The sequence below is a fragment of the Catalinimonas locisalis genome (assembly GCF_038039535.1).
Taxonomy (GTDB): domain Bacteria; phylum Bacteroidota; class Bacteroidia; order Cytophagales; family Cyclobacteriaceae; genus Catalinimonas.
In genome coordinates, this window is sequence record NZ_JBBPHP010000002.1 from 64,652 (window position 1) to 83,508 (window position 18,857).

Genomic DNA, 18,857 nt, shown 5'->3' on the forward strand with positions numbered 1-18,857 from the left:
CTAAGTGGTTTTTAGCGCTAGCTTAATCAATTCTTCCAGACGAATTTCTGTTTCTGATGCTCCTGATTCTCCGGCTGGTAGGCTGCGTTGTTTTTTCTGCCATTCACTAAGCGCTTTGTCTATGCTTTTTTCAGCTGCTGAGCGGCTTACTCCAAGTGTTACCAATGCTGATAACGCTTCGCTTTTTACGGTATTGTATCTTCCCGGAATTGTAGTGACTCCCTGGCCTCCGGAAGATGTAATTAATTGCTCTTTTTTGACTTTATCCTGAAGCTCTAGTACAAGTCTCTGTGCTGTTTTTGCTCCTATGCCCTTCACTCTTTGAATCGTTTTTACTTCGCCCTCGGCAATTGCTATTTTTAATTCTTCTACCTGCATAGATGATAGCAGCATTAATGCCAAACTCGGCCCAACTCCGGATATTGAAAGAAGATCAAGAAATAGTCTCTTTTCTTCCTCTCTGGCAAAGCCAAAAAGGATTTGAGCATCTTCTCTTACATGTAGGTAGGTATATAGCTTGAATTTGGAGTGGTCCTTAAGAGCATCAAAAGTATTGAGTGAAATCTTGATTTCGTACCCTATACCTTGCACATCAAGCACCACGTAGGTAGGATCTTTGTATGTAATATTTCCCTCAATGTAAGCGAACATAAGTTTAGTTTAGGTAGTCAGTTTGAAGTTTCGCAATAATAATGATTTTTCGCACTCGCTTGAGATAACAAAATTGCTTTTTATCCTCCAGATATCTGATATTTGGAATTTAAAAGCATTAAGTAATGCTTCTATACTTTTGCCAGCGAGCTGAATGGCAAAGCTACAAAATCATTTATTCACTTCGCAAACGCTTGTGTATGAGCGTAATCAAGTTGGAGAAATGTTTACTACCACTTTGTTTTAATGAAAAGCAATCATCAATATGATAAAAAAAATAACGCTTATCGCACTTCCGGTACTTGCTCTTATTGTGCTAGCATATTACCTGCTGGGAGGCTTTAATCAGATTGAAATTCAGAAAGTAAAAGTAGAGGGTTATCATTTGGCTGGCCACTTTTATGAAGGACCATTTAAAGAGGATGAACTTAAGTCGTACTTTTTTCAAATGCAGGATTATGTGAAAAATAATGAACTCCAAGGGACGGTAGGAGTGGTCAATTATGATACAAAACAAGCTGCTGAGGATAGTATCCGACAATTTATTGGAGTGATCTTGGATGAAAATAATCAGCAAATTCCATCAGGTTTGAATCAGGAAAAAGTTCCTGCGCAAGAAGCCTTACGGGCTGTTATCAGGGCTCACCCTATTGTAATGCCTAATCCGGTTCAGGTAGTTGAGCAACTCAGGTCACGGGCAAAAGATGAGGAAATTTCACTAAAAGAATTTTCAATAGAACAATATATTGGGGAACAGGAAATATGGGTAGATATACCTCTGGAAATTGTGAAGAACTAAAAAAGATTTTCTTAACTTTCTAATAATCAGTGTAGAACATTTGAAGATTGATGGATAAGTTCGTACGTTTATTATGTATATAAAGTTAAGCGCGGCGCATAGAACTGCATGAAGAGTAGTAAGTCATATCGTGAAATTTGGAGTGTACGTAAGAGGTATTTTATTTGCCTTTTATTTATTATGCTCTCTGGCCAGCTTTATGCACAGCTTGATAGTCTTAACCGTGCTTATGAGCAAGCCCAAAGTTTGGAAGAACAGGCTGATGCGCTGAACAACCTGTTTTACTATTACGAATATCGCCAACCTGATACGGCAAAATACTTAGTACAGCAGGCTCTTGCTTTCTCGCAGAAGGCACAATATCAGAAAGGCCTTGCCAATGCCTACCTGCATCTTGCAGAATATTATTGTCACAACAATTACTACGTATTTGACAGTGTAGATTTTTATCTCAAGAAAAGCGTTGCCATTTATCAGGCAAAGCAGGATTCATTAGGTATGGCCAGCGCATATTACAATGTGGGCCATAGTTGTTATCAAAATGATAACTTTATTCTGGCTTTGCAATATTGTAATTCATCGGCTGAAATTTATGATCAGGTAGGGGAGAAGCTGCAACTGGCGCATGTTCTTTCGCTTCTCTGTGAGATACACAATTACATGGGTGACAATGAACTGGCTACCCAAAAATGTGTTCGGTCAATGACGCTTTTTGATGAACTGAATAAAGAAGAATATAAGCCAGCCATTCTGAATACAATGGGCAGCATCAATTACGATCTGCGCGCATTTGAAAGAGCACGGGAGTACCTGCTGCTTTCCATGGAGCTTTCCCGCAAATACGAAAAAGATTATGAGCTTTCTTCTGCTTATATCAGCATGGGAGAAGTGCTTAGGGAAACAGAAGATTATGAAGGTGCGCTGGATTTCTTCAGAAAAGCACTGGCCTTAGACCGGGCCAACGAAGATGACAGAGGAATGAGCTATGCCTATTATAATATAGGTAGAACGAGAATATTACAACAGGAAAACGAAAGAGCCATTAGCCTGCTGGAAGGTGCCCTTGACCTGGCAGAAGATTTTGATGATCTAATGTTGCAGACAAAAGCTACGCTAGAGTTAGGCAGCGCGTATATGAATCTCAATCAAATGGATAAGGCTTTTGACTATCTCAACCGTAGCCTGGGCCATGCCAAAAAAATAGGAACCAGTCCTATTCTCAAAGACTGCTACTTTTATATGTCTAAATATTACTTCAAAATTGGAGATTTAGAAAATGCTTTAGTCTATGATAGAATTAAAGACTTAGAGCAAGAAAGGCTATATGAGCTGGAAAATGCTAAGCGAATCGCTGAGTGGGAAGCCGTGTATGAGTTGGATCAGAAAGACCTGAAACTTGAGGAAATGCAGAGAGAACAGGAAATTCAGGAATTGCAGGCCAACGAAAGAAAGATGGTCAACTATGGACTGATCATCGGTATTGTCCTCTTTGGCGTAATGGGAATGGTGCTATACAGCAAATATAATCTCAAGAATAAAGCAAACCTTGAACTGGAAAGACAAAAAGAAGCTATCAATGTTCAAAAAGTAAAAATTGAAAAGCAAAGAGACGAAATTGTAAGTAAGAGTAAGCTGCTGGAGGAAAGCAAACAGGATATCACCGACAGTATTATGTATGCCAAGCGTATACAGTTATCTCTATTGCCAGAAAAGAATCAGCTAAAACATCTCTTTCCTGACTCCATGGTTTTCTTCCGCCCCAAAGATATCGTTAGCGGAGATTTTTACTGGATACATGAGGTTGAGGATAAAGTTATTGTTGCCGTGTTGGATTGTACTGGACATGGTGTTCCTGGTGCCTTTATGACAGTTTTATCAAACTCTATTCTCAACGAGCTTATCCTGGAAAACTGTGTCAATAGTCCTAATGTGATCCTTTCAGTTATGGATACCAAAATCAGAGAGGCGCTGCATCAGCATCAGGGACATGAGGATGCTACCAGCGATGGTTTGGATATGTCAGTATGCATCATTGACAGAAAAACACTGGAAGTCAGCTACAGTGGAGCTCAGATGCCTGTTTATGTTACTCAACAGGGGAGTCTATTGCAGTTAGAGCCTAATCGTTATTCTTTAGGAGGTTCTTTCTTCTCTGAGAAGAATTTTTCCAACCAATGTATTAAGCTTAAGCAGGGCGATATGGTGTATATGGCTACTGATGGATTTCAGGATCAGTTTGGTGGGCCTAAAGACAAAAAGTTCATGCGCAAAAATTTTATGGCACTGCTTGAGAGCATTCATGAAGAGCCAGTTACTTCCCAAATTGTCATGATCACAGAAGCCTTTGAAAACTGGAAAGGTGAGCAGGTTCAAACCGATGATGTATTGGTTTTAGGATTAAGAATGTAACATAAAAAAAAGTGCGGATTACTACCCGCACCTTTTCGTCTCAGTTACAACCTAATCTAAATTTTGACCTCATCAAGGTTGATGAAGTTAATATTTTTATTCTCATCAAGCTCAATTCCTACTACCGCATCCTTATTGATCTTTCCTGAAAGAATGTCTTTGGAAAGCTTGTTCAGTACTTCTCGCTGAATTACTCGTTTCAGAGGTCTTGCTCCAAACTGAGGATCAAAGCCGAGTTCTCCCAGGTAGCGTAGCACTTCATCAGTAGCTTCCAGCTTGATTCCATTCTCTTCCAGACGATGCTGAATGAGTTTGAACTGTATGTCCACAATCTTCCGCATGTCTTTCTTAGACAGAGGACGGAACATAATGGTCTCATCAATACGGTTGAGGAACTCAGGACGTACTGATTTTTTCAGCATTTCAAAAACTTCCAACTTAGTCTCTTCAATCACCTCATCCTCATTGCTTTCATTGATGTTCATGAAACGGCCCTGAATCAATCCGGAGCCTATGTTTGTCGTCATGATGATGATGGTGTTCTTAAAGTTGGCTACTCTACCTTTATTATCAGTAAGTCGTCCATCATCAAGCACCTGAAGCAAAATGTTGAAGACATCAGGGTGCGCTTTTTCAATCTCATCCAGCAAAATCACTGAATAAGGCTTGCGGCGTACGGCTTCAGTTAACTGTCCACCTTCATCATAGCCTACATATCCGGGAGGCGCACCGATCAGTCTACTAACCGCATGACGTTCCTGATATTCGGACATATCAATCCGTACCATATTATTCTCATCGTCAAAGAGAAACTCAGCCAGAGCTTTGGCTAGCTCAGTTTTACCTACCCCGGTAGTTCCCAGGAAGATAAACGAGCCAATTGGCCGCTTAGGATCCTGCAAACCAGCGCGGCTTCTACGCACTGCATCGGATAGGGCTTCAATGGCTTCGGCTTGTCCAGCCACCCTCTTGCCTAGTTCATCCTCCAGGTAAAGCAGTTTATCTCTTTCGCTTTGCAGCATTTTAGAAACCGGTATCCCCGTCCATTTGGCTACTACATCCGCGATATCTTCGGCGTCAACTTCTTCTTTCAGCAGAGAACTGCCACTTTGCATGTCTGTCAGCTGTTTTTGAAGTTCCTGTAACTTGCTTTCGCTTTCGCCAATTTTTCCATAACGGATTTCCGCTACTCTTCCGTAGTCACCGCTACGCTCAGCCTGTTCAGCTTCTACTTTAAGGTGATCTATCGCTTCTTTCTGCTCACGAATACCTTTGATCACCGCTTTTTCATTTTCCCATTTGGCTTTCAGGTCATTTCTTTTTTCAGAAAGCTCAGAGATATCTTTGTTAAGCTGGGTTTCTTTTTCTTTGTCCTTCTCACGACGAATAGCTTCACGCTCAATTTCCAACTGCATAATCCTTCGGTTCAGCTCATCCAGTTCTTCGGGCAGAGAGTCTATCTCAATACGAAGCTTGGAAGCTGCCTCGTCCATCAGGTCAATCGCTTTGTCCGGTAAGAAGCGGTCAGAAATATAGCGGTTAGAAAGCTCTACCGCAGCAATTACCGCATCATCTTTGATCCGCACTCCGTGGTGAAGTTCGTAGCGATCTTTGATACCTCTTAGTATGGAGATGGAATCCGGTAAATCCGGTTCATTCACCATGACTGCCTGAAAGCGTCTTTCCAATGCTTTATCTTTTTCTACGTACTTCTGATACTCTTTCAGCGTAGTAGCACCGATTGCATGCAACTCACCTCTGGCGAGTGCAGGCTTCAGTAGGTTAGCCGCGTCCATAGCACCTTCTCCACCACCTCCGGCACCAATCAAAGTATGAATCTCATCAATGAAGAGGATGATTTCTCCATCAGAATCAGTTACTTCTTTGATGACTGATTTCAGTCTTTCTTCAAACTCACCTTTGTATTTGGCACCAGCTACCAGCAAGCCCATATCCAGTGCGATGATGGTTTTGGTCTTAAGGTTTTCAGGCACGTCACCATCCACAATACGCTGGGCCATACCTTCTACGATGGCGGTTTTACCAACACCTGGCTCACCCAGTAAGATTGGGTTATTTTTGGTACGACGAGCCAGAATCTGCAATACCCGGCGGATTTCGTCATCTCTACCGATCACCGGGTCAATCTTCCCTGCTTTGGCAAGTTGGTTCAGGTTCTTGGAGTACCTTTCCAGAGACTTATACTTGGCTTCCGCATTCTGGTCAGTTACTCTGTCGTTTCCTCTAAGTTCTTTGATGGCTAGTTTCAGGTCCTTTTCAGCAAAGCCTTGCTGCTTCATCAGCTTGGCAGTTTTATCATTTCCTGCCAGGATGCCTAAAATCATATGCTCAATGGTGACAAACTCATCACCAAATTCTTTCAGATAAGATTCCGCTTTCCTAAGTGCAGCCGCAGCATCATTGGATAAGTAAGGCTGCTGTCCGCTTACTTTGGGATAAGCATTGATGATATCATCCAGTCCCTGCTCAATGGTGTTTCTGTTTACACTCAACTTATTGAGCACGAAAGAAATGATATTCTCATCTGACTGGAGTACTGCTTTCAGTAAATGTCCTGGCTCAATAGCCTGCTGGTTATAGCTTCCGGCAATCTCAGTAGCTTTTTGCAGTGCCTCCTGTGCTTTTATTGTATAATTATTAAAGTTCATAGGGCTAATGCGATTTTGGTTTTCTTTACTACATAAGTTGAATCAAATCTGAAACCAAGTGAAAAATCTGAATTTATTCGGTCATAATGTCACAAAATTCACTGGTTTCATTAAGAAAAATGCCAAAATGTCTTGCTTTAGTGTAATTTTATCCTACCAGAAGATAGTATTATTAGCAGATGAATTGAAATCATTGCAATAAAATTGCGTACTAACTAAATATTTCAGTATAATATTCTAATAATAATTGAAAATAAGTTATAATAATACGTTATTTGCTGATTGTAAAGTAATTTTGATTGATTAGGAACAACTAAATTTTCACACACGACTTATGAAAAGGACTCTTTACCCTTTATTGACTGCTGCGCTGATGCTGTTTAGCATCACAAGTGTATTGGCTCAGGATACTCCCCGAGGTATGACCAAAGAGGAGTACGAATTAGCTAAAACCGCAACAGTAGAAGACCTGGACAATGATACATATGTTAAAGTAGGTTCAGGAGACTATGTATTGGATCGTTATGAAATGAAACCTCCTTACTTCATCACTGGTGATAGTGGAGTAAAAAAGAGGTTAGATGTATATAAGCTCATTGACCGGGAGAGTATGGGTGAACTGGGTTTAGTAGTATTCTTCACCAATACCGAAGCAAATGAAACGTTTAATCTTGTTATCCCTAATATGGCTACTAAGGGTGATGTCTGGAATATGTACTTTGATGATATTCATCAGCATGATCGTGAGGAAGGCGATGTGGCTCTCAAAATGTCTTATGTCCTTTCCAAGGAAGTGGCTTACCTTATGCAGAAAAGCAGTGGCGTAGACATGAGTGCCATGGATCAGGAAAATTCAGATTATGATTTTTGCTTTGCTGCGGATGCTTTGGTGAGCATGGCTGATGGTTCTTCCCAAGCTATAGAATCTGTAAACCCAGGAGATAAGGTTTTAGGGTATGAAAACGGATCATTCACAACAGTAGAGGTAGAGGCAGTGAATGTACATCGTAAGCAGTCCATCACATTATCAAAAGCTATTCTTTTCCCAGTTGAAAATATCACTGCTTCCACTACTGAGCTGGCTGCCAGAGAAGAAATGACAGAACTGGTTGCTACTTTTAATCATCCTGTGATGACTGAAAATGGTGTTAAAGCTTTAGGAGAGTTACAATCTGGTGACGTACTCTATAAATATGATGCTCAGACACAAACCAGCAGAGCCTATCAGGTACATTTCATTGCTACGCAGTTTGGATCTGTAGATGAAGTCTATAGCCTTGAGGTAGAAGGTAATAGCTATCTGGTGAGCGAAATGGTGGTGATGGAAAAATAATAAAATTTCTTATTTCCCATGATCAAAAAAACCTTGTCTTATTAAAAGGCAAGGTTTTTTCTTTAAACTAATTACAATCAGAATCCTGAATCATACCAGTCTTGATATTCTTCAGCCTGTACCAGGCCATCTCCATCGGTATCCCAGGTAGAAAATGTGCCTTTCGCAAATTCTTTCTCGCTAAGTTGCTCATCGCCATCTGTATCCCACTTGTCAAAATAATCGCTCTCGGCTAAAGAAGAGGTGATTTCATCTTTGGAAAGACTTCCATCATTATTTTCATCCCATTCTTCCATTAGGTTATCTACTTTAAAATCGTAGCCGGTGAAGTAAGAATTTACAGCAGCATCCCATTCTTCATTGCTGATGTTTCCATCCTCATTTTCATCTATCATAGATGCATAACTCTGATAAAACTCATTCTTGCTGATATATTGGTCACCATCTTCATTCCAGTTATCAAAGTAGGGTGAGGTTGTAAAAGCATTGTCAAACTCATTGTTATCAAGGATTTGGTCCTGATTGGAGTCCCACTCCTGAAAAGCATTACCTTCATTGCTGGCGCTGTCGCAGGCAGAAAAACTAAGGGTAATGCCAAATCCTAATGCAAAAAATAATATGTGGTGTCGCATGATGTATAATTCTTTAGTTCAAAAAATATGTTAGTATACAATGAAAACGCTTATTCTGAAGGCTTGTTTGAGAGTGTAAGCTGGCATTTGAGAATTTATGCAAAGATGAAAAGTAGCTTTTTGAAAAAAAAGGCCAAATTAGGTGTCTTTTTAGCGATTACATTCGTATGATAAACTGTGTGTTTTTGGGCGAACCGTAATTAAGCTTCGCTAAAGCACTTTAAAAATTTTTGGTATTTTTATTTTTTTCATCAAACATAAAAAAACAACATGGAACTTAAACTAGGAGACACCGCACCAGATTTTACTGCGGAAACTACCGAAGGAAAAATCAATTTTCACGAATGGCTAGGGGATAGCTGGGGAATGATTTTTTCTCACCCTGCTGATTATACTCCTGTATGTACCACCGAACTAGGCAGAACCGCCCAACTCAAGTCAGAGTTTGAAAAAAGGAATGTCAAAGTGATTGCGGTAAGTGTAGATGATCTTGAGTCTCACAAAGGATGGATCAATGACATCAACGAAACACAAAATACTACAGTTAACTTTCCTATCATTGCTGATGCTGATAAAAAAGTAGCTGAATTGTACGGAATGATGCATCCCAATGCTTCCGACAGTATGACCGTTCGTTCAGTATTCATCATCAGCCCTGACAAAAAAATCAAACTCACGCTGACCTATCCGGCATCTACCGGTCGTAATTTCCTTGAGTTATTAAGGGTTATTGATTCACTGCAACTTACTGCCAACTATAGTGTAGCTACTCCGGCAGACTGGAAAGATGGTGAAGATGTGGTAATTGCACCTGCTATAGCAGATGCTGATATCCCTCAGAAATTTCCTAAGGGACACAAGGTGATCAAACCATATCTGAGAACTACCCCTCAACCAAATCGCTAATTGAAAGCACTAAGAGAAGCCTGCAAAAGTCATTTTGCAGGCTTTTTTTGTGCCAGAGTCCTAACTATTAACCTTCTGATTCTTATCATAAAATAATCTGTTGGAGTAGGAGGAGAAGTAGACTTAACGAACTTTCTACTGTTTCTTTCATGTAATATTGGTAAATTACGTGATTTAAAAGTAAGGTCAGGTGAAGAATCACTTGCCTCAATCACTCCACGATAAGTAGCATTACAGATTTATGACTAAAAAATTATCTATTAATATAAGGCCAGCTACCCCGGATGACCAGGAGGTGGTAACAAATTTATTCAGAGACACTATTTTAGATATCAACACCCAGGACTACAGTGAAAAGCAGGTAAATGCCTGGGCAGCCAGGTATGAAAAAACGCATCGCTGGTCTGACAGAATCAAGCACCAGCATTTTTTGGTTGCTGAGCAGAGAGGGAAGGTTATAGGTTTTGGTTCAGCCACTGCCGATGGATACATTGATACGCTTTTTGTCCATAAAGATTATCAGGGAAAAAATGCAGGCACAGCTATTCTACAGCATCTGCTAGCCTATATCAAAAAGCAAGGCATCAACGAGGCCCATCTTGATGCCAGTCTCACTGCTCGCGATTTCTTTGCAAAAAACGGCTTTAGAATGATTAGGCCTCAGCAAAAGGTAATTGATGGAGTGGTCTTTGTGAATTTTGCGATGGTAAAAAATCTAGTGGATTGACATATAGCCATCCAAAGGCAGGGGAAGCAGAATAGCAGCATTAACAATCTGAGAGAGAAAACGTATATTGAGTATAACCTACTCAATAAACTATGAAAAAGCATGCTCATCTTTTAACGCTGGGGTTGCTAATGTATATATCAGCATGTGCACCTACACCTGTCGCTCTTTTCAATGCAGAAATTTATACCCGCCCTTATCAAACAGAGTTTGAAGATACGCTTACTATAGTACTGGATGAAGCAATTCCTGATCATTTTTATGTGCAGGACATGGATTTGCTTAGCATGGAAGTAAAAGACTTCAGGAAGTCACTTCGGCTGTCACTTTATTATGCCTTCAGAGACAGCTTTGAGGAAGTAAATTTCAGTGAGAAACCTTCTTCTCAAGGCTTGAGCATACACCTTTATCGCATCCGTCCTTTCTGGGACTTACAAACAATCGCTACTGACACCTATGTAGTGGAGAATATCTCCTTTAATGACAATACTTACTACCTTTCCTCCCTGATCCGCTATGACGGAGTGCTGTACCGGGATGGTGAAAAGGTAATGGTGCTGGATGAGGAGGTTTGGGGTGAAAAGGTGGTAAATGCGAAAAGAGATTGGCATGAGGCCTTTAAAGATGGAGTCAGAGAAATGTGTGAGCATTTATATCAGGCTCTGGCAGAAGATCAAAAGGCTTTTCTCACAAAAAAATAGGCTGATCTGCTGACCAGCCTTAAACTTCTGTTTTATAGATTCTTAGTCATCAAAGTCAACTTGCTTAATCTGATATTCATCCAGGCTGGTATTCCCCGAAAACAACTCATTGAGATAGGCATAAAGCACATATAATTTACCTTTTCTTTGTACTGCGGTAGTCGGAAATACCTGTCCGGTAGTAAATTCATCTTCCAAAGCGGCGCTTTGCCATTCATCATTGCTTTCAAAAGCCATCACCCTTCCCGGGGCCACACCTCCTGCATTGTTAACTACGATAAGCGTCTCATTATCATGACTCAAATACAAGCCATCTGGTCCTGTAAGTTCTTCGTCTAGTTCTATCTGCTTAAAATCATAAGGATCATCCAAAGGAATTTTATATAGTGAATTGGTAGCGGAGAAAGCGACAATCAGGTAACCTTCCGGATGATATACAATTCCATTAAGACCGAAAGCTCCCTCTGCTGCAGCAAAAGTATCGTCTTCAATAAAAATCTCAGCTTCTCCGTTCCTGGCGACTTTGTAGATGTAGGGTGAGAAGCTGTCAGTCACATAAGCATTCCCTTCCTGATCTACCGCTACATCGTTGGCAAAGTGGGCTTCGCCCGGAGCTAAGGATTCTCCCAAGTTGACAAATTCCAGACGATCGCCATTATTCAGATTGTAAATGCCTAAAGCAGCCAGATTGCCCAGGTTAGGATTAGAAGTACAAACCAGCAAGCGTCTGAGTTGATGATCTACATGAATGCCAATAGTAGCTTCAAAATCATTGTCCTCAACGAAGGGAGTATAGTTTCCTTCGTCATCTACTTTTCCAATAGTACCCTGGGTTAAAGAAGATACTAAAAACTGTTCGCTGATAGGGTCAAATTCCACTCCTTCAGGGTAAAGTGCTTGCTCATTGATCACTACAGATTCAGGTAAGTCATCTTCAGGTTTATCTTTAATTTCATCTATAAGCTCTTTACAGGAAGTATTGAGGAGCATAAGAGCCATTAGTAAGCTCATTAAACTAATTTGGGTTAGTAATTTTTTTGCTGACATAGGAAAAAAGGTTTGTAAGTAAAAAAGAGCAACATTATTGCTGCTCTTCTAACCTGGCCTTAGGCATTTTGTTACCTGGTAAGTACTACCTTTCCCAATGCTATATTGATAATCTGCAATGGCTTACCTGTAGAATCATCATGTTAGTTCAGGCTAATATTTACACTACCAATACCTGCTTTTACTTCAAGACTCAATACATATTCTGATTCTCCATAAAGATCGTTAGTAAATACTCTTCCATCTTTGTTTAACTCAGGGGCATTTACAGAACCAAGCGCACCGTTCACTTCAACCCTGATACCGATATCCCGAGGCAAAAGTAAGTTTAGCTCGCCAATTCCTCCATTGATCTCTGCATCCAGATCGTTATTCCATTTTCCACTTAGGTCTACTGATACTTCACCAACGCCTGCATTAATTCGTAAATCAGGAACCGAGGTATCAGCCAGGTTAAGACTGTGCTCTCCCACACCAGCATCCAGGCTGACACTATTGAGTTTAAGTGCTCTCAGATCTATTTCTGTCTCACCAGCACCAATAGACAGGTTAAGGTCTTGCGGTACCTTATCATTGAGCTGTATCATCCAACTGTTAGCATCATCATCCCCAATATTAAAATTAATACCGCTGATATCGGGCTGTTCAATGCGCAAGCGTCCGGTATTGCCAGTAGAAGTATACTCAATCTCAGGCTGCCAGTCTTCATGGCTGAAAGTAATGTCAGTATCTACCAGATTTTCAGCTCCGCCTCTCACAGTCAACTGCCCCGCCTTCATAGAAATGTAGGTTTTGACGGTTTCTGCATCATCTATCTCGACGGTCTGAGACACCTGTCTTACTCCTCCATTACTTTTGGATTCTGTGTTGATTTCGCAGGCTGCTAACAATGGAAGTAAAAAAACTAATAACTTCTTGGTACTCATAATTTTGTGGGTTTCTTATAATTTAGGAAAATTATTCCTGACCTGCCGCATTTATTTCTGTAGCAGCAGGTGTCACCGAGTGCTTGGCATATCTTTCAAAAAATTCTACAATACGGTTGAGCCTGTCCATCCGTCGCAGGGGATTGCCAGAACGGGAAAGTTCATGGCCTTCTCCCGGGTAGCGCACATATTCTACTGGTCTTTCCAGCACCTTCAGGCTACGGTACAGTAGCTCCGATTGTCTAACTCCGGTACGCAAATCTGTGTCGGCATGCATGATGAGCAGCGGTGTTTGGATGTTGGCAACAAAGGTTTGAGGCGAATTGGCTTCCATAGCTTCTTTAGCATCTGCCTCCCAGGGGTAGCCTCCAAAATGATCAGGCACCAGTCGCCAGGCATTACCTTCACCAAAGAAAAACTCCAGCTCATACACACCTCGCTGGGCAACTGCCGCATCAAAGCGATTGGTTTGAGAAATGATCCAGGCAGTAAGATAGCCCGCATAGCTACCCCCTGTCAGAAACTGCTGCTCTCTGTCCATCCAACTATGTTTTTGCATGGCATCGTCCAGAGCAGCTAGTACATCGCTTGCAGAGCCTTTTCCCCAGTTTTGGTAATTTGCCCGGCGAAAAGTATCTCCGTAGCCACTACTTCCTATAGGGTTGGCATAGACAACGGCATATCCCCAACTGCACAACAACTGAAACTCATGCCACATGCTGAACTCACCCGGCCCCCACATGGCAGAAGGGCCACCGTGCATTTCCAGCACCACAGGATATTGAGCATTGTCCTGGCGGTTTACGGGTTCCATCACCCAATACTCTACTTCATGACCATCGTTTTGTACGCTAAAGCGTTTGGGCTGTATGATCTGCTTCTCTGCCAGCCAATTGCTGTTGAGAGTGGTCAGTTGCTGAGCATTTTTTCCTTTGGCATCCGCCATGTAAACTTCATAAGGTTGGTTGACTTCGGTAGCAGCGTAGACAATCACTTCTTCATGTAGATCATAGTCATTGACTCCGAGATTTTCTCCCAGGACTATATCTGTACGAGCATTGCGAACATTGATGCTGTACAATGGAGCATAACCTTCATTGGGAGCGGTAAAGTAAATGTCTTTACCATCTTTTCCCCATCTGATGTCACCAATCCTTCGGTCAAAGTCACTAGTAATAATTTCGGATCCGGAGCCATCGGCCTGAGCTATGCCCAGTTCGGTTTGTGCATAAGTGATATCAGTCATGGAGGCAGCCGAAAAAGCAATCATCTCTCCATCAGGCGAGTAAGTCGGACTGTACAAGCGCATATCAGGCATGTCCAGCAGTTGCTGGCTGCCGGAGCCATCAGCCATTACTTCCCAAAGATCACTGTCAATGACTCTGTCGGGCATTTGCTCATAAGTGATAGAACTGCATACAATACGGCTCCCATCCGGCGACCAGGAGGGAGACTGAAAATTTTGATACCCCTTGGTGATCTGCTTGGCTTCGGCTTCCTGTTTTGCTTCTATGACAAAGAGGTGTTGAAATAATACTTTATTATCCAGTCCAAGTTCTCCCTGAAAATCCAGACGGTTGATCACCATTGGGTTTTCCTTACTGGCATTTTTGGCAAGCCAGGCTCTTACCGTTTCCAGATCGCCATCAGGACTTACCTGAATTTCTTCTGTGCTGTCCTTTTTAAAATCAGGCGTGTCCCCAAAAGTGCGGCCCGGTCTTTCGTAATCCCATGCTGGAGTACCGGAAAGCTCTTCCATAGGAATATTGGAAGTAAAAAGAATTTGAGTGCCATCCGGTGACCACTGAGGGTTAGCCGCCCCATTTTCAGCATGTGTCAGTACATAAGCTTCACCGCCAGTAAGCGGTAATATCCAGATCTGGGATTTGTCTTCATGTGTACGTACGAAGGCAATCTTACTTCCATCGGGAGACCAACTTGGCTGGCCGTCATTATGATCGCCATAGGTAAGTTGCTGCACAGATGGGTTATCGTTATCCAGATTGGCCAGCCATAAGTGGCGGAGATATTTATAATCCTTTTCCTCATCTTCCGTCATGCTGGTAACCACGTATACCGCTCGGTTACCATAAGGTGAAATCTTAATCTGGCTGGCAGTTTTCATTTTCAGCACATCCGAAGTAAGGATAGGCTCTTTGCCCTGGGCCCACAGCATTAAAGGCAGGCTAATTAATAATATAATGGAGTATATTTTTGCTTTCATTGAGGTGGCTAAGGTTATGTAAAAATTATAAATGCCTGTTTCTACGGCTGCTGCAATATAGTGAAGTCTGGGGTATGTTCTGAGTGTAAGGCTAAAGTTAAACAAGTGGCTAATTTGCCAGAAAGCGAAGCTTATTTAAAGTATAATGTTTCTTTTTAGTCCTTTGCCAAAATAATTAATGTAAACGGAGAGTTGTATGCAAAAGCCTGATTATCAAGTTTCAAACTTTGACTTCAAAATTTGAGGATGAGCCTTAGAAATGAAATAATTATGCATACAGAGAAAGTGAAGGTTCCTGATAAAAATCTTTCTTTTGTACAATGCGATAAAAAAGTGGCTTTTGGAAAAGCCAAAAAATAGGCTTTTTATTTTTGCATATAATAAACTCTGAAAGCATTTTGCTTTTCAAAAAAAAATACAAAAATTATCATTCTGATAATGCTTAATGTTTAGTTAAAGCCAATCTGTTTACCTGAAAAATGCAACTTACCTACTACCTGAATTTAGGGTTCGCAGGGATAATGTTATTATCTTCCTGCACGCAAGAATCCAATTTGTCCCGACAAGAAGAAAAGAAATATACAGAATGGAACAGCTATCTGGGTGATCCTGGTAGATCTCACTATTCGGTATTGAATCAGATCAACAAGGAGAATGTCAAAAATCTTGAGGTAGCCTGGACTTACCATGCCGGACAGCAAGGCAAAGGAGGCGCTAATTACATTCAGGCTAATCCTCTCATCATTGATGGGATATTGTACGGAGTTTCTCCTGGTCTCAAAGTTTTTGCTGTTAATGCGGCCACTGGTGATAAGATATGGGAATTTAACCCTTACGAAGGCACTGATAAAGGAAGCTTTGCCAGAGGCTTGGTGTATTGGGAAGATGGTGAGGATCGGAGAATCATGTTTTCAGCTGATCACTACCTATATGCACTGCAAGCCTCGGATGGTAAACGGATAAGTGATTTTGGCGAAGAAGGCAGAATAGACTTGACGCAAGGGCTTGGGCGTGAGATGGAAGGACTTGATTACCGCAACCATACGCCGGGTACGATCTATAAAGACCTCATCATCATGGGGGCGCTCAACTCTGAGCGATTGCCATCTGCTCCCGGTCATATTCGCGCCTTTAACATTCGCACCGGAGAGCAGGAATGGATTTTTAATACCATACCTCAACCAGATGAGTTTGGCTACGATACCTGGGAAGACCCAACGGCCTATCAGTTTATAGGAGGGGCAAACAACTGGGCAGGTATGACGATAGATGAAGAACGGGGGATAGTGTTTGTACCCACTGGTTCTGCTGCTTTTGACTTTTATGGAGGCAACCGAAAGGGGCAAAACCTTTTTGCCAACTGTTTACTGGCTTTAGATGCAAATACAGGAAAGAGAATCTGGCACTTTCAAACGGTACATCATGATCTTTGGGACAGAGACCTGCCTGCACCTCCCAATCTGGTAAGTGTAATGCACGAAGGTAAAAAAGTTGATGCGGTAGCACAGATCACCAAGTCAGGCCATGTATATGTCTTGGATAGGGAAACTGGAGAGCCACTTTATCCCATAGAAGAAAAGCATTATCCTGAATCGGACCTGACTGGTGAACAAACCTGGCCTACTCAGCCTTTACCTAGTAGTCCTCCACCCTTTGCCCGTCAGCAATTTACCGAAGCGGATATTAATCCTTTTTCTGAGGATAAAGATTCTCTAATAGCAGTGTTCAGAAAAACACGCTCCAATGGGCAGTTTGTGCCCCCCAGTACCGAAGGAACGATGATTTTTCCCGGCTTTGACGGTGGAGGAGAGTGGGGCGGTGCTGGTTACGATCCTTCGTCAGGAGTTTTGTATGTTAATGCTAACGAAATGCCCTGGATACTTACCATGGTAGAAGTGCAGGATGTCAATACTAATGATATGCTCGCTTTGGGAAAAAGCGTATATCAGGCCAACTGTATGGGGTGTCACGGCGCTGAACTACAGGGTAGTAACTTTCATGGCAATGCGCCGGAACTGGTCAATGTCAAACAAAGACTTAATCATCAGCAAATAGCAAATCTGGTAAAAGAAGGCAGAGGCTCTATGCCCTCTTTTGCATTTCTGAAAGATGCTCAGATTGATGCTATTGCTTCTTTTCTTATGGGCGAAGTAGCTGATTCCAAAATGCAGGTCAAGAAGACAGTGGCAGAAGCTCCAATAGACAAGGAAGTAGGTAATTTGCGCTATAATCATACCGGATATAATCGTTTTGTAGATTCCGAAGGCTACCCTGCTGTAAAACCACCCTGGGGTACGCTTAATGCGATTGACCTCAATGAAGGAGAAATCCTATGGTCGGTACCTCTGGGTGAGTTTGAAAAACTTACTCAAAAAGGTATACCCAAGACGGGTACCGAAAACTACGGTGGCCCTGTAGTTACGGCTGGTGGCCTCATTTTTATTGCTGCTACCAAAGATGAATATATCCGAGCTTTTGATAAAGATAGCGGAGAAGAGCTTTGGAAGTATAAGCTGCCTGCGGCAGGTATGGCTACCCCGGCTACCTATGAGGTAGATGGAAAGCAGTATTTGGTCATCGCGGCAGGAGGAGGCAAAGTGACCAAGAGCCGTTCCGATGCTTATGTAGCCTTCGCCTTGCCAAATATTGAATGATGATTGATGAATAATAATGAATATCGTATCTTTTGCCATAACCAATACTTTTTTATCAGTCATTCATCATTGCTCAATAAACACTAATACAACTTATGTATAACGATCATCAAAATAGCAGAAGAAATTTTTTAAGCACCCTGGCAGTCGGAAGTGCGGCCTTAAGCATTTCCCAACCTTCTTTTGCCGGATTTGAAGGTAGAAAGCAAAATGAGCCGATCAGTTTTCATGTGTTTTCAAAACATTTGCAGTTCTTAGACTATGATAAAATGGCAGAAACTGCAGCCGAAATCGGTTTTGATGGAGTAGATCTTACCGTAAGACCCGGAGGACATGTGTTACCGGAGAATGTAGCTCAGGATTTACCCAAAGCAGTTGAAGCTATCAAAAAACAGGGTTTGCAGGCCAAAATGATGACCACCGCCCTTATTGATCCTGATGAGGCTACGAATCAGACCTTATTAAATACTGCCAGCGAACTGGGAATCCAATATTACCGTACCAATTGGCTTAAGTATCCTGAAAAAGTGGATATTCCAGAGTACATGCAGGAATGTCGTAAAAAACTTGCCAAGCTGGCCAAGTACAATCAGAAGCTTGGGATTTATGGTTCTTATCAGAATCATTCCGGACGGCATTATGTGGGTGCGCCGGTCTGGGATTTAGCGGCTATTCTGTCTGAGGTTAGTTCCCAATATCTGGGCAATCAGTACGATATTCGTCATGCTACGGTAGAGGGAGGAAATGCCTGGCCGCTAGGCTTACAATATATTCATCCCCATATCAATACTATTGTGATGAAAGATTTCAGGTGGGAAAAGAAAGAGGGTAAATGGCAGGTATTCAATACGCCTATAGGTGAAGGTATGGTAGACTTTGCTGCTTATTTTAGCATGCTGAAAAAAATGAATCTGAGCGCTCCGGTATCATTTCATTACGAGTATGAGATGCCTGAACATGACGATAGCCTGAACGAACAGCAAAAGCTTGCCAAGACCAAAGAGGTAATGAAAAAAGACCTGATGGCAATTAAAAAAATGATGAAAGAGGCTGGTTTAATTTAAGTAGTGTTATGGTTTTATGCGTTTATTACCATAACCCCATAACCCCATAACCCCATAACCCCATAACCCCATAACCCCATAACCCCATAACCCCATAACCCCATAACCCCATAAC

At 41.8% G+C, this 18,857-nt stretch carries 14 protein-coding genes; 8 read left to right on the forward strand and 6 right to left on the reverse strand.

Annotation, left to right across the window (positions count from 1 at the left end):
* On the reverse strand, positions 1-651 hold the full coding sequence (gene ruvA, locus WJR50_RS03795; protein ID WP_341291899.1) for a Holliday junction branch migration protein RuvA: 651 nt from the start codon (positions 649-651) through the stop codon (positions 1-3).
* Positions 652-916: 265 nt separating this feature from the next.
* Between ruvA and WJR50_RS03800 the strand changes: the two genes are divergently transcribed.
* Both WJR50_RS03800 and WJR50_RS03805 read left to right on the forward strand, forming a co-directional pair.
* Entirely contained in the window at positions 917-1,450 is a 534-nt protein-coding gene (locus WJR50_RS03800; protein WP_341291900.1) for a hypothetical protein, read from the forward strand.
* 180 nt (positions 1,451-1,630) lie between these two features.
* Positions 1,631-3,859 carry a tetratricopeptide repeat protein gene (locus WJR50_RS03805; RefSeq protein WP_341291901.1) on the forward strand — a complete coding sequence of 743 codons (2,229 nt, stop codon included), beginning with the start codon at positions 1,631-1,633 and terminating at the stop codon, positions 3,857-3,859.
* A gap of 56 nt (positions 3,860-3,915) precedes the next feature.
* Here the strand turns inward: WJR50_RS03805 and clpB are convergent, their stop codons facing one another.
* The gene (gene clpB / locus WJR50_RS03810; RefSeq protein ID WP_341291902.1) at positions 3,916-6,528 is read right to left on the reverse strand and encodes an ATP-dependent chaperone ClpB; all 2,613 of its coding nucleotides are present in this window, start codon (positions 6,526-6,528) and stop codon (positions 3,916-3,918) included.
* Positions 6,529-6,862: 334 nt separating this feature from the next.
* On the opposite strand from clpB, the gene WJR50_RS03815 reads away from it, so the two are divergent.
* Positions 6,863-7,861 carry a Hint domain-containing protein gene (locus WJR50_RS03815; RefSeq protein WP_341291903.1) on the forward strand — a complete coding sequence of 333 codons (999 nt, stop codon included), beginning with the start codon at positions 6,863-6,865 and terminating at the stop codon, positions 7,859-7,861.
* Positions 7,862-7,938: 77 nt separating this feature from the next.
* On the opposite strand, the gene WJR50_RS03820 is transcribed toward WJR50_RS03815, so the two are convergent.
* Positions 7,939-8,493 carry an EF-hand domain-containing protein gene (locus WJR50_RS03820; protein WP_341291904.1) on the reverse strand — a complete coding sequence of 185 codons (555 nt, stop codon included), beginning with the start codon at positions 8,491-8,493 and terminating at the stop codon, positions 7,939-7,941.
* Between the two features lie 270 nt (positions 8,494-8,763).
* Here WJR50_RS03820 and WJR50_RS03825 point away from each other — a divergent pair, with 270 nt between their 5' ends.
* The 3 genes from WJR50_RS03825 to WJR50_RS03835 all read left to right on the forward strand — a co-directional run bounded on the left by WJR50_RS03825 (position 8,764) and on the right by WJR50_RS03835 (position 10,827).
* A complete protein-coding gene (locus WJR50_RS03825) occupies positions 8,764-9,399 on the forward strand; it encodes a peroxiredoxin (RefSeq protein ID WP_341291905.1) in 636 nt (211 codons plus the stop codon).
* Positions 9,400-9,640: 241 nt separating this feature from the next.
* Positions 9,641-10,126, forward strand: coding sequence for a GNAT family N-acetyltransferase (locus WJR50_RS03830; RefSeq protein ID WP_341291906.1), 486 nt, complete (start codon positions 9,641-9,643; stop codon positions 10,124-10,126).
* 92 nt (positions 10,127-10,218) lie between these two features.
* Complete coding sequence (locus WJR50_RS03835; RefSeq protein ID WP_341291907.1) at positions 10,219-10,827, forward strand: hypothetical protein; 609 nt, start codon at positions 10,219-10,221, stop codon at positions 10,825-10,827.
* A 42-nt stretch (positions 10,828-10,869) separates the two neighbouring features.
* Here WJR50_RS03835 and WJR50_RS03840 read toward each other — a convergent pair whose 3' ends face one another.
* From WJR50_RS03840 to WJR50_RS03850, 3 genes are all read right to left on the reverse strand, one after another.
* Positions 10,870-11,874, reverse strand: coding sequence for a hypothetical protein (locus WJR50_RS03840; protein WP_341291908.1), 1,005 nt, complete (start codon positions 11,872-11,874; stop codon positions 10,870-10,872).
* Between the two features lie 143 nt (positions 11,875-12,017).
* A complete protein-coding gene (locus WJR50_RS03845; RefSeq protein ID WP_341291909.1) occupies positions 12,018-12,800 on the reverse strand; it encodes a toast rack family protein in 783 nt (260 codons plus the stop codon).
* A gap of 31 nt (positions 12,801-12,831) precedes the next feature.
* Positions 12,832-15,024, reverse strand: a complete 2,193-nt coding sequence (locus WJR50_RS03850) for a S9 family peptidase (RefSeq protein ID WP_341291910.1) — start codon at positions 15,022-15,024, stop codon at positions 12,832-12,834.
* 479 nt (positions 15,025-15,503) lie between these two features.
* On the opposite strand from WJR50_RS03850, the gene WJR50_RS03855 reads away from it, so the two are divergent.
* The gene (locus tag WJR50_RS03855; RefSeq protein ID WP_341291911.1) at positions 15,504-17,678 is read left to right on the forward strand and encodes an outer membrane protein assembly factor BamB family protein; all 2,175 of its coding nucleotides are present in this window, start codon (positions 15,504-15,506) and stop codon (positions 17,676-17,678) included.
* A 95-nt stretch (positions 17,679-17,773) separates the two neighbouring features.
* Entirely contained in the window at positions 17,774-18,742 is a 969-nt protein-coding gene (locus WJR50_RS03860) for a sugar phosphate isomerase/epimerase family protein (RefSeq protein ID WP_341291912.1), read from the forward strand.
* Positions 18,743-18,857: the final 115 nt, after the last annotated feature.